Here is an 11,701-nt window from a genome sequence, read left to right as displayed (position 1 = left end):
GAACCTTGCCTGGCTCAGACTCCGGCCGCGCCATGGGATTCGTGGCGGCGAGCGCACCCGGCCCCGGGTAGGCGACCGGGCCGCGTCGGGCTGAGGCCGCTTCACCCGGGCCGCCCGGTCGGCGATGTCGGTCGTCGGCGCGCATCCGGCACGCGAAGGCGGCGGCAGCACCCGGCACGGCCCCGGCTGGCGCTCAGGGCTGCCTCGAAGCCGCTGAGGCAACCCCCAGGACCAGCCGGGATAGCCGAGCTGGTCCTGGGGGTTGCTAACCCGGGCTCAAACGGCCGCCACAGCCAGCCGAGATAACCCGGCTAGCCCTGGGAGTCCTTATGTCAGGCTCAAAACGGCCGCCACAGCCAGCCGAGAGAACCCGGCTAGCCCTGGGAGCCCTTATGCCAGGCTCAAAACGGCCGCCACGGCCAGCCGAGAGAACCCGGCTGGCCGTGGGAGCCCTTATCCCGTGAAACCGCCAGGCTCAAAACGGCCGTCAGCGCCAGCTGAGAGAGGACCCATGCCGATTGGCTCCAGTTGATCTTTATAGGGGTGCATGCCGGCCGCGGGGAGGGCGGCGGGAGTCCGCACTGCCAGATCGCGTGCTTTTGCCGCCCCCGGGCGGGCGGTAAACGCACGCACAACCCGACCGCGGACCGCCACCGCCCCCGAACCCGCCCAACGCGGACACCTACCGCCCCGCCAGCGCCGAGCGCGGACCCCCGCCACCCCACCGACGCCGAGCGCGGACACCCACCGCCCCTCCAGCGCCGGGCGCGGATAGCTACCGCCCCGCCAGCGCCGAGCGCGGACCCCCGCCGCCCCTCCGACGCCGAGCGCGGACTCCTACCGCCCCGCCGACCACCGAGCGCCCACGCCGACCGCGAAAAGCATCACCGAACGACTGAACATCCCGACCCGCAATGACGCCCACGCCCGAACACATCGGACACCACCCCGAAGGCCGCCGGGCCTCACCAAGATCAAATCTGGCTGGGTGGCATTGGCGAGAGCACGGCTGGTCCTGGGGTTGGGTCAGCGGCTTTGTGGCGACCGTCAGGGCCTGCCGGCGGTCCTGGACAGGGCGGATGCTGTCACCATCGAGCGGCTCGGCGAATGACGGGGCGTGCTTTCCATCGACGACGGGACGGACGCGTTCGTTCACGGCGTTCTTCCGCTGAGTGACCACCCAGGGCTGGGACGGTGGGCAGGTTCTTCAGGTGGGCGGGTCGAGGTGCTTGTGGAAGAAGTGTTTGGTGGTGTCGTCCGGCATGCCGGGCAGGTGGCCGGTCTCCCGGTAGCCGTGCCGCAGGTAGAAGCCCGGCGCCTGGAACGACATCGTGGACAGGATGACCCGGTCGCAGCCGCGGCGGCGGATCTCGGCTTCGGCGGCGGCCAGCAGTTCGGCGCCGAGGCCCCGGCCGCGATGCTCACCGGCGAGCCAGAGGGACGAGATCGCGCCGCAGCCACCCCAGGTGTAGCCGGTGAGGCCGCCGATCAGGGGTGCCGGATTCGTCGGTGGCGCGGATCGACAGCGGCGTTTCGTCGTCCGAGGTGACGGCGGCGCGGTTGAGGCGGTCCAACGCGTCGGAGAGCAGCCGCTGCAGCTCCGGGTCGCCCTGCCCGGCAGACATCGTGATCACGTCGCCATCCTGCCGGACGGACCGGTCGTGTCCTCAACGGCGCTCCTCGTTCGTCGCTTCATCAAGGCCACACGGCGAGAGGAGCAGTCCGATGGATCTGATCACGGGTACGGAGGTCACTGTCGCACGGGTCGTGCCGGTGCCGCCGGAACGGATGTGGGAGCTGATCACCGCGGTCGACCGGATCGGCAAGTGGAGTCCGGAGACGATCGACGGCGGCTGGGGCGACGACGAGCCGAAACTCGTGCCCGGCACCCGCTTCACCGGGCGCAACCGGTTCCCGAACGGGCTCGAGGCGACCGCCGTCTGCGAGATCACCGAGGTGGTGCCCGGTGAGGTCTTCGCCTGGTCGGTGCTCGACGAGGACGGTGCCGCCGGGTCGCTGTGGCGGTACCACCTGAGCGCGGGCGAGGGCGGCACGACGGTGGTCCGGCAGACGTTCCGGCACGGGCCGGGCGACACCGGCGCCCGCGAGGAAGCCGATGCCGCGGCGGCGATGGACGACCGCCTGGTCGCGCTCTGCGCCAACATGCTGGCCACCATCGCCGCCATGAGCGCGGAACCGTCGGCCACCGCCTGATAACGGCTGGCTCTCAGGGGTGTGTCCGTGACCCGGACACACCCCTGAGAGCCAGCCACCGTCGGGAGGCGTGGGTGGGACCGATGTTCAGACGGTGGTGAGTGCTCGCGCTCGCCAGAGCGGTGTGCCCGCACGGTTCGCAGTGCGGGCCGCCCGGTCAGCGGCAGCGCGCGTTGCGGGCCGGCCGGCGCCCAGGGCTCCCTCGAAGCTCGGCGGTGCGGCGGGGCCGCCCTGTTCTACCGTGCAGTGATGGACCACCTGCGGGAACCGCACGTCCCGGAACCTGAATCGTATCCCTGGACACCCGAACCCGTCCCCGACGATGTCGTCCCCGCCCGGCGGATGCATCCCGCGCGCGAGCGGGCGTGGGCCCGCTTCGCCCACTGGGGCGGCTTGTTCGGTGTCCTCGTCGGCGCCCTGCTCGGCTGGGTGGCGCCGCTGATCGTGCTCGTCGTCGCCGGCCGGCGCTCGGCCGTGGTGCGCGGGCACGCGGTGGCCGCGCTCAACTTCTACCTGACCTGGTTGCTGCTCACCGGGCTGGCCGCCGTCGCCTCGGTCTACACGACCAAGGAACCCGAACTGGTCCCGTTCGTGATGATCTGGATCCCGCTGATCATCGGCTGCTGCGGCGTGATCCTCTCGGCCCAGGACGACGGTTACCGCTACCCCACCGCGATCAGGTTCATCCGCTGACCGGGCCGGTCAGCGGATCACCGCGCGGCCCGGCTCGGCTGTCGCCTGGAACACCGCGAGTGCGGTGCCGTCGGCGCGGGACGCCACCCAGAAGTGGCCGCCGAAGGTCGACTGCTGGTACGTCTCCCCCGCCTCGACCGTCGCGTAGGCGGCCCGCTCGCCCTCGTGGCCGAGCCAGGAGATCGTCACCGGCTCGCCGGTCTCGTTGATGAAACCGATCGTGGTCTCCGAGCCGTCCTCGGTGCTGCGCAGCGACGCTTCCAGGTCGATCGACAGGGCCCGCAGCGGCGGCCAGGTGCGCACGTCCGCGGCGTCCACGGCCGCCGGACCGGACGGCCACAGCTGCACGATCAGCACCGCCGCACCGACGGTCAGCACGGCCACGAGCGCGATGACGACCGCGACGAGCCGCCGGGTGTCACGCGGGGGCACGACGGGGTCCACTGAGGTGTGTTCGATCACCGAACCACAGTATTGATCATGAGAATGTTTCACCCCGGCGGGGTCACCCCGGGCCACCCGACGCCGGACACACCCCCTGAGGACCCGACACCGTCGGGAGGCGTGGGCGGGTGGCTTCCTGGTCCTGTCACTACCAGGATGAACGGAACCCTCCCGATCCGTCCCGGTCCGGGGCATCGTTGCGGTCATGAACAGCAAGGAACTTCCCGGCGGCCGGTACCGCGTCGGTGACCTCGACCTGACCCGCTTCGGCTACGGCGCGATGCAGCTCGCCGGTCCGCACGTGTTCGGCCCGCCGAAGGACCGGGACGCCGCGGTCGCCGTGCTGCGCACCGCGGTCGAGCTCGGCATCAACCACATCGACACCGCGGACTTCTACGGCCCGCACGTGACCAACGAGATCATCCGCGAGGCGCTGTCGCCGTACCCGGAGGATCTGCACATCGTGACCAAGGTCGGCGCGCGGCGCGACGCCGACGGTGGCTGGCCGCACGCCCGCAGCCCGCAGGAGCTGCGCGATCAGGTCCACGACAACCTGAAGCGGCTCGGACTGGACACCATCGACGTGGTCAACCTGCGGGTCGGCGGCTTCGACCGGCCCGAGCCCGGGTCGATCGCCGAGCAGTTCGGCGCGCTCGCCGAGCTGCGCGAGCAGGGCCTGATCCGGCACCTGGGCCTGAGCACGGTCAACGCCGAGCAGATCGCCGAGGCGCAGGCCATCGCGCCGGTCGTCTGCGTGCAGAACTTCTACAACATCGCGAACCGCGAGGACGACGCGCTGATCGACTCCCTCGCGGCGCAGGGCATCGCGTACGTGCCGTACTTCCCGCTCGGCGGCTTCACCCCGGTGCAGACCACCGAGCTGCAGCACTTCGCCGACGAGCTCGGCGCGACGCCGATGTCGGTCGCGCTCGCCTGGCTGCTGCGGCGTTCGCCGAACATCATGCTCATCCCGGGTACGTCCTCGGTCGCCCACCTGCGCGAGAACCTCGCCGGCGCGAATCTCGCCCTGCCGGAGACCCTCCCCGCGGCGTTCAGCTAGACGGCGCCGCCCGGCGCACCGGCGGGATCGACGGGTAGAGCGGCCGGCGCCCGAACCCCGGCAGCAGCCGCTCGGTGACCAGCCGTCCCGCCGCCAGCTGGCCCGCATACCGCCGCCGTCGTTCGGCGAGCACCGCGCACAGGAACAACCACGGCGGTGTCCCGGACGGCGGTGGCGGGGTCACCCGGGCGCCCACCTCCACGGCCAGCGACTGCAGCAGCGCGCTCGACGACGGTTCGGCCAGTTCCTGGGCCCGCGACAGGTACTGCCGGACCGCACCGGCCAGCTCGTCGTCCACCGCGGACAGGTCGGCGGCCGCCGCCCAGGGTGCGAGGTCGGCGGGCATCCCGGGTACGTACCGGAACGGCACCGGCCGCCGCTCGTGCACCACGAGCGTCCCGGCGGCCAGGTCACCGAGACGGCGGCCCCGATCCGAGCCGATCATGATGGCCAGGCTGCCGGCCCAGGTCAGGAACGGCAGCAGCAGCCCCGGCCACTCCAGCGTGAAGCCGATCAGCGCCCGGGTGAACGCCTGCCGTACCCCGATGGGCCCGCCGTCCTCACGGATCACCCGCAGCCCCATCGCGGTCTTGCCCACGCTGCGTCCGTTGGTCCTGGTCTCGACGATCGTCGGGTACGCCAGCAGCACCGCCACCACCAGCACCCGCCACACGGTCGCCGACAGCGCGTCGTCGACCAGCCTCTCCGGCAGCACCGCCATGATCACGCCGGCCACCAGCATCAGCGCGCCGGCCAGCGCGGCCTGCACCAGGATGTCGATCATCAGGGCGATGGCCCGGGAACCGAGCCGGGCCGGGCGCAGATCGAGTGCGACGGCCTCCGCGGTGACCAGCCCGGTCGCGCTGGAGGGTGCGGGTGCGGGACCGAGGGCGAGCGACACCCGGACAGTGAACACCACCGGGCCCGGCCGGCGTACACCGCGTCCACTACGCTGCCCGGCAGGCGGACCACCGGGGGCGGCACGATGATGGATCTCGACGCGTACGTGACCGAGCGCGGCGGTGAGTGGCACCGGCTCGAGGTGCTCGCGGAGCGGCGCCCGCTGAGCCCGGACGACGCCGACGAGCTGGTCATGCTGTACCAGCGGGCGGCCACCCACCTGTCGGTGCTGCGCAGCCGCAACCCCGACCCGATCGTGCTCGCCGACCTGTCCCGGCTGGTGCTGGCCGGCCGGGCCGCGGTCACCCGCGGTGGCAGCGGCTTCTCCTGGCGGCCGTTCACCGGCTACTTCGCCTACCGCCTGCCCGCCGCGCTCTACCGCACCCGCCACTGGTGGGGCACCCTCGGCGTGCTGCTGGTCGCGGCGTGCGCGGCGCTGATCTGGTACCTGTCGGCGCACCCGTCCGTGCTGGCCCTGTTCTCCGACGGCGACGACATCCAGCAGGAGTTCGTCGGCTACTACAGCGAGTACCAGGCACAGAACTTCGCCCTGCAGGTCTGGACGAACAACGCCCTGATCACCGCGCAGTGCCTGGCCGCCGGCGTGCTCATCCTGCCGGTGCTCTACCTGCTCTGGACGAACCTGCTGAACACCGGCGTGGTCGGCGCCATGATGGTCGGCGAGGACGCCGGCGACACGTTCCTGACCTACCTCGCCCCGCACGGCCTGCTCGAGTTGACCTGCCTGTTCATCGGCGCCGGCGTCGGCCTGCGGCTCGGCTGGTCATGGATCGCCCCGGGCCCGCTGCTGACCCGCCGCGAGTCCCTGGTCGCCTGGGTCCGCGAGGGCATGCTCATCGCCGTCGGCCTGGTCCCGACGCTCGCGGTCGCCGGCACCCTCGAGGCCTTCGTCACCCCGTCGTCCCTGCCCGCCGCGCTGCGCATCACCATCGGCGCGGTCGTCTGGCTGGCGTTCCTGGCTTACGCACTGCTCTGGGGCAAGATCGCCGACAAACACCTATTTGGTACGAATACCGAGCCCCGTCCGTAGGCTACAAGCCGCGTCCCGTGGCTGCCTCGCGCGACACCGAGACCACTCCGGACCGCAGCGCGCCCCCAGGTCGCCGGCTGGTCCTCAGGGGTGTCTCGCTGCGCTCGACACACCCCTGGAAGCCAGCCGGTGACCGCAAGCCGCGCCGCGGCCGGGAGTGGGCCGCGGCGTCGCGCGAGACCACCACGGGACGCGGCTCGTAGCCTACGGGCGGGCGCTGGAGTATTCGTACCGGAGAAGGACCGGAAGCCACGGCGGACCTGGCGCGCGCCGGAGGGTTTTCAGAGCCGGCCAGTCGCCTTGAGCAGCAGGTATACGTCGGCGACCCGGCTGGCGAAGGTGTCGGCGTCGGTGTCCACGACGGTCGCGCCGGAGTGGCTCAGGACGTCGCGGACACGGTCGCGCTCGGCCAGGACGCGCTCCGCGGCGGCGGCCGCGTGCACGTCGGCGGCCGTCGGTGCGGAAGGCAGCGTGGCCAGGCGGGAGATCGCCGGGTCGCGGACGCCCGCGACGATGATCTTGTGGCGGGCGGCGAGCTTGGGCAGGACCGGGAGCAGGCCCTCGATCATCGGCGCGGTGTCCAGCGCTGTGAAGATCACTACGAGGGATCGTTTCCGGTCACGGCGGAGCAGTTCGCGGCCCAGCAGGGTGAAGTCGGTCTCGGCCAGGGCGGGTTCCAGCGAGGCCATCGCGTCGATCAGGCGGGGCAGCTGGGTACGGTGCCCGCCGCCCTCGACCCGGGCGCGCACCGCGGTGTCCAGGGCCAGCAGGTCGACCCGGTCGTCGGCGCGCGAGGCCAGCACGGACAGCAGCAGCGCGGCGTCGATCGCGGCGTCGAGGCGGGGCGCGTCGCCGACCCGGACCGCGGCGGTACGGCCGGTGTCCAGCACGCAGTAGACCCGGCGGTCGCGCTCCGGGCGCCAGGTGCGCACCACCACGTCGTGGTGCCGGGCGCTGGCCCGCCAGTCGATCGAGCGGACGTCGTCGCCCACCACGTACTCCCGCAGCACGTCGAACTCGGTCCCGTGCCCGCGCCCGCGGGTGACCACGGCGCCGTCCAGCACCCGGATCCGGGCGAGCTTCTCCGGCAGGATCCGCCGCGACGGGAAGCGCGGCAGCACCCGCAGCGTCCACGCCGGCGTGACCTGCTCGTTCCAGCTACGGCGCCGCTGCCGGTACGCCAGCCCGAACGGCCCGAGCGACCGCAAGGTGACCCGCACGGCGGGCCGGTCCCCGTGCCGGGTCGGCGTGAGCGTGGTCGTGACGTCCCGCGACTCGCCGGGCGGCAGATCCAGCTCGTGGCGAAGGGCGCCGGCACCGGCGGACGGCACCCAGCTGTCGCGCAGGCTCAGCCGCACCGACCGGCCACCGGTGTTGGTGACGGTCAGCGTGGCACGTGCCGGGTTACCGAGCCACACCGTGCGGTCACCGTCGCGCCGCAGCCGCAGCCCGTCCAGCGGCCCGGCCACCACCAGGTCGATCAGGGCCAGCCCGGCGGCGAACACCAGCACCCCGCCGAGCGCGAGCCACGGCGCGGGCAGCAACGCCGGCAGTGGCACGCCGAGCGCGAGCAGCGCGGCGAAACGCCTGGTGATCATCGCGGGGCGGGCACGGCCGCCAGGACCGCGGCCAGCACCGACTCGACGGTGACCCCATCCAAGGCGGCGTCGGCGCGCAGCCGGACCCGGTGGCGCAGGGTCGGCAGGGTGTAGCCCTTCACGTCGTCCGGCACCACGTACTCACGGCCGTTGAGCCAGGCGTGCGCCTTGGACACGGCGAGCAGCGCGGTCGCGCCGCGCGGGGACGCGCCGAGTTCCAGCGCCGGGGTGACCCGGGTGGCCCGGCACAGGTCCACGATGTACGCGAGGACCGGGTCGGCGACCTCGACGCGCTGCACCGCGGCCCGCCCGGCGGCCAGCTCGGCGGCGCCGGCCACCGGGGTGATCCCGGCGGCCTTGAGGTCACGCGGGTCGAAGCCGCGGTGGTGCGCGCGCAGCACGTCGAGCTCGGCGTCGCGTTCCGGCAGCGGCACGCTCAGCTTCAGCAGGAACCGGTCCAGCTGCGCCTCCGGCAGCGGGTAGGTGCCCTCGTACTCGATCGGGTTCTGGGTCGCGGCGACCAGGAACGGCTGCGGCAGCGGCCGGGGCGTGCCGTCGACGCTGACCTGGCGTTCCTCCATCGCCTCGAGCAGCGCGGCCTGGGTCTTCGGCGGCGTCCGGTTGATCTCGTCGGCCAGCATCAGGTTGGTGAAGACCGGGCCGGGACGGAAGTTGAACGCGGCGGTCCGCGCGTCGTAGACCAGCGAGCCGGTGACGTCGCCGGGCATCAGGTCCGGGGTGAACTGCACCCGCTTGGTGTCCAGGTCCAACGCCGCGGCCAGGGCCCGCACCAGCAGGGTCTTGGCCACCCCGGGCACCCCTTCGAGCAGCACGTGACCGCCGCAGAGCAGTGCCACCAGGACACCGCCGACGATCGCGTCCTGACCGATGACCGCCTTGCCGACCTCGGCGCGCAGCCGGCCCAGCGCGAGGCGGGCCTCTTGAGATTCGGTGGTCACGGTTGCTGAACTCCTTCGTCGGGGCTGGTGATGTCGCGTTCCAGTTGCTGCACGGCGAGAGCCGCCTCGATCAGCTCGCTGTCGTTGTCCGGGTGGACGCCGGCCAGGACCTCCCGTACGTCGTCCTCCTCCAACCCGGACTGCTCCGCGATCCGGGCGAGGGTGGTGCCGACCGGCAGGCCGAGGTGCGCGGCGAGCCGGCGCCGGGCGGCGCCCCGCAGCAGGTCCAGGGACGCACCGCGGGCCCGGCTGCGCTGGTAGAGCCGGGCGTGCCCGAGCATCGTCTCGTTCGCCGGCACCCGGGACAGCAGCGGCTCGGCGACCGGCGTGCCGAGCCGGCGGGCGGCCGCGGCGGCCAGCGCGAGCAGTGCCAGCGCGACGAGCAGCAGGGTCGCCCAGAACGCCGCCGGGAACGCCTCGGTGAGCGGGTTCGGCTCGTCCGGCTGGGCGGCCGGCGGTGGCGCGGCCGGGTCGCCCGGGGTCTGCTGCGGCGCGCCGCCGGTCGGCCGGGGCCGGGCGTCCGGTGCCGACGACGAGGACTCCGGTTCCGGGCGGGTGGACGACGGCGACGGGCTGGGTTCCGGCGTGACCTCGCGCTGGTGCAGGTCGAGCCAGACCACCCGGGACGTCTGCGCGAGCAGCCCGACCGCGAGGGCGGCGTTGCCGTGCTCGGCGATCCGGTCGTTGCGGAACGGGTCGGGTGAGCCGACCACGGTGACCGCGACACCGCCGGCGACGACGGTCAGCAGCGCGTCGCCGTAGCAACTCGCCCCGGTGTCCGGGGTGTAGCGCCGCCAGTTCACCGCGGCCGGGCCGGCCGTGGACGCGACCGGGTCGGCGCAGCCCGGCGCGGCGACACCGGTGGTCCACCGGGTGCCGAGCACGTGCAGCGGCCAGGCCGACGTCACCAGGGACTCCTCGGACGGTGCGACCATGACCACCCGGGTGAGCGGCGGGACCGCGCCGGGCCGGCTCAGCTGATCCAGATCGGCCAGGTCCGGGGTGGTGACGAACAGGGTGGCCGGGTCGCCGCCGCGCCACAGCTCGGTCAGCGCGGCGGTGAGGCCGGTCTGCCGGTCGACGGTCACGCCCCGCTCGCCCAGCCGCCCGGCGAGCACGCCGGAGCCGATCCCGGCGCTGCTGACCGGGGACAGGAAGTCGCTGTCCGCCGGGTCCGGCTGCTGCGTCGCGTGCACGATCAGGGTCGTGCTGACCAGGGCGATCAGGACCATGAACGGTACGACGACCCGCAGCCGCCGGCGTTTCACCCGGGCCGTCACCGCGGCACTCCCAGCGCGTCGCGGACCTCGGCGGTGAGGGTGCGCATCCGGTCGTCGTGGCCGGGCGAGGCGTCGCGGCGGCCGTACCAGATCTCCGAGAAGATCTCGGTGGCGCCGCTCAGCGGTGCTCCGACGGCGGGCCGGTGCGCGGCGGCGGCAGCGGTCAGCTCGACCACGGTGGTGCCGGGCTGCGGTGTGATCACTCCGGCCCGGGTCAGGTCCCGGACGGTGTCGCGCAGCCGCTCGCGGATCGCCTCGGCGTACCGGCCCTCGGCCGCGAGCCGGTCGGCCAGCGACATCCCGGGGCGCGGCGCGGCGGTCACCTCGAGGTCGTCCGGTGGAGGAATCACCGCTGGTCGTTTCGTCGCTTTCTTCCTTTGCAGGCGGGGCAGTTTCACGCGCGGCAGCGTGAACCGGGGCCGGGTGAACCGGGGCAGCTTGAAACGGGGCAGTCTGAAACGGGGCAGCTTTATCCGGGGCAGCTTGACACGGGGCAGCCGGCGCGGCACCCACGCCGGGAACCAGTACCAGAGCGCGGCCACCAGCCCGGTCAGCCCGATCAGCAGCAGCAGGACGGTCTGCGGCGACAGCACGTCGAACACCCGCGCGACGAACTCCTCGTAGCCCCTCATCGCCCGGCCACCAGCGCCGCCGCGTCGTCCTCGCCGCGTGCCCGGGCCCGGCCCAGCACGATGTCCAGCCCCTCGGTCCGGATCCGCGCCTCGACCAGCAGCACCGCGTCCAGGCAGGCCAGCGCCGCGTACGCCACGGTGTTGGCCAGCGCCCACGCGATCGGCAGCGCCCAGTGCAGCCAGTCCGCCCCGGACACGTCGGTCACGTCGGTGACCAGCGACGCCACCGCGATCCAGCCGGTGCCGAGCGCGAACCGGATCCCCAGCCAGGTCAGGTAGCCCACGATCCGGATCCGGGCGACCCGCAGCCCGCCGCGGGTGGAGAGCCGCGCGGACCGGCCCAGCGCGGCCAGCGGACCCGGCACCCGGTCCAGGGTGAGCAGCGGGGTGGCCAGCCCGAACAGGCCGTACAGCACGACCAGGCCGATCAGCCCGGCCCACCCGGCCGGCCAGGCGAGGGCGGCGAGCAGCAGGGCGACCGGCACGCTCCACCACGGGCGGGTCCGCAGCCACAGCCGCCAGCCGCCGGCCACGCGGCCGAGCAGCGCCGGTCCGGTGGCGGCTCCGGCGTACGCGCCGAGCAGCCCGATGATGCCGACCTCGGCCGCCAGCCCGGTCACCACGGTCCGCCACCAGTCACCGGCGTCGGCCCCCGGCAGGTAGAACGGCGGCACCAGCCCGGCGTCGGCCCGCAGCGAGGTCAGCAGCACCTGCTCCCCTGCCGCCAGCACCGCCGCGACCAGCAACAACGGCAGCGCCCGCCGCCGCAACAGCACGATCGCCCCGTCGAGCGACTCCCCGAAGGTCGTCGCCCGCAACGGCAGGATCGCCGGCACCCGGCCCGCCCCCGCCGCCTCTGCACGCATGGCG

General features: G+C 73.4%; 13 protein-coding genes. 4 read left to right on the top strand and 9 right to left on the bottom strand.

Features of this window, described 5'->3' with window-relative positions; genetic code table 11:
• Positions 1-1,207 precede the first annotated feature (1,207 nt).
• Both Apa02nite_RS52595 and Apa02nite_RS51055 read right to left on the bottom strand, forming a co-directional pair.
• Positions 1,208-1,447 (bottom strand): GNAT family N-acetyltransferase, encoded by a 240-nt coding sequence (locus tag Apa02nite_RS52595; protein WP_507762489.1) that lies wholly within the window; start codon positions 1,445-1,447, stop codon positions 1,208-1,210.
• Positions 1,422-1,634, bottom strand: coding sequence for a hypothetical protein (locus Apa02nite_RS51055; RefSeq protein WP_239164344.1), 213 nt, complete (start codon positions 1,632-1,634; stop codon positions 1,422-1,424). The genes Apa02nite_RS52595 and Apa02nite_RS51055 overlap by 26 nt, the downstream gene beginning before the upstream one ends.
• A 91-nt stretch (positions 1,635-1,725) precedes the next feature.
• On the opposite strand from Apa02nite_RS51055, the gene Apa02nite_RS16100 reads away from it, so the two are divergent.
• Positions 1,726-2,214, top strand: coding sequence for an SRPBCC family protein (locus Apa02nite_RS16100; RefSeq protein ID WP_203825654.1), 489 nt, complete (start codon positions 1,726-1,728; stop codon positions 2,212-2,214).
• 249 nt (positions 2,215-2,463) lie between these two features.
• On the top strand, positions 2,464-2,907 hold the full coding sequence (locus tag Apa02nite_RS16095; RefSeq protein ID WP_203825653.1) for a DUF4870 domain-containing protein: 444 nt from the start codon (positions 2,464-2,466) through the stop codon (positions 2,905-2,907).
• A 9-nt stretch (positions 2,908-2,916) separates the two neighbouring features.
• Here Apa02nite_RS16095 and Apa02nite_RS16090 read toward each other — a convergent pair whose 3' ends face one another.
• Entirely contained in the window at positions 2,917-3,369 is a 453-nt protein-coding gene (locus tag Apa02nite_RS16090) for a hypothetical protein (protein ID WP_203825652.1), read from the bottom strand.
• A 187-nt stretch (positions 3,370-3,556) separates the two neighbouring features.
• On the opposite strand from Apa02nite_RS16090, the gene Apa02nite_RS16085 reads away from it, so the two are divergent.
• Positions 3,557-4,411, top strand: coding sequence for an oxidoreductase (locus Apa02nite_RS16085; protein ID WP_203825651.1), 855 nt, complete (start codon positions 3,557-3,559; stop codon positions 4,409-4,411).
• Here Apa02nite_RS16085 and Apa02nite_RS16080 read toward each other — a convergent pair.
• The gene (locus Apa02nite_RS16080) at positions 4,404-5,312 is read right to left on the bottom strand and encodes an RDD family protein (protein ID WP_239164343.1); all 909 of its coding nucleotides are present in this window, start codon (positions 5,310-5,312) and stop codon (positions 4,404-4,406) included. The two genes, Apa02nite_RS16085 and Apa02nite_RS16080, sit on opposite strands and share 8 nt — an antisense overlap.
• A gap of 84 nt (positions 5,313-5,396) precedes the next feature.
• Here Apa02nite_RS16080 and Apa02nite_RS16075 point away from each other — a divergent pair, with 84 nt between their 5' ends.
• Positions 5,397-6,362 carry a stage II sporulation protein M gene (locus Apa02nite_RS16075; RefSeq protein ID WP_239164342.1) on the top strand — a complete coding sequence of 322 codons (966 nt, stop codon included), beginning with the start codon at positions 5,397-5,399 and terminating at the stop codon, positions 6,360-6,362.
• A 281-nt stretch (positions 6,363-6,643) separates the two neighbouring features.
• On the opposite strand, the gene Apa02nite_RS16070 is transcribed toward Apa02nite_RS16075, so the two are convergent.
• From Apa02nite_RS16070 to Apa02nite_RS16050, 5 genes are read right to left on the bottom strand one after another with little or no spacing between them, the layout of a single operon-like run.
• Positions 6,644-7,960: a DUF58 domain-containing protein gene (locus Apa02nite_RS16070; protein ID WP_203825650.1), complete on the bottom strand. Its 1,317-nt coding sequence runs from the start codon at positions 7,958-7,960 to the stop codon at positions 6,644-6,646.
• Positions 7,957-8,919 (bottom strand): AAA family ATPase, encoded by a 963-nt coding sequence (locus Apa02nite_RS16065; protein WP_203825649.1) that lies wholly within the window; start codon positions 8,917-8,919, stop codon positions 7,957-7,959. Before Apa02nite_RS16065 ends, Apa02nite_RS16070 begins: the two co-directional genes overlap by 4 nt.
• Positions 8,916-10,199, bottom strand: a complete 1,284-nt coding sequence (locus tag Apa02nite_RS16060; RefSeq protein WP_203825648.1) for a DUF4350 domain-containing protein — start codon at positions 10,197-10,199, stop codon at positions 8,916-8,918. Before Apa02nite_RS16060 ends, Apa02nite_RS16065 begins: the two co-directional genes overlap by 4 nt.
• Positions 10,196-10,831: a DUF4129 domain-containing protein gene (locus Apa02nite_RS16055; protein ID WP_203825647.1), complete on the bottom strand. Its 636-nt coding sequence runs from the start codon at positions 10,829-10,831 to the stop codon at positions 10,196-10,198. Before Apa02nite_RS16055 ends, Apa02nite_RS16060 begins: the two co-directional genes overlap by 4 nt.
• Positions 10,828-11,697 (bottom strand): hypothetical protein, encoded by an 870-nt coding sequence (locus Apa02nite_RS16050; protein ID WP_203825646.1) that lies wholly within the window; start codon positions 11,695-11,697, stop codon positions 10,828-10,830. Before Apa02nite_RS16050 ends, Apa02nite_RS16055 begins: the two co-directional genes overlap by 4 nt.
• Positions 11,698-11,701 lie beyond the last annotated feature (4 nt).

It is taken from the genome of Actinoplanes palleronii (assembly GCF_016862315.1).
In the GTDB taxonomy this organism is placed as follows: Bacteria; Actinomycetota; Actinomycetes; order Mycobacteriales; family Micromonosporaceae; genus Actinoplanes; species Actinoplanes palleronii.
Note: the sequence above shows the minus strand (reverse complement) of the source record. Positions and strands in the feature narration are given on the sequence as shown.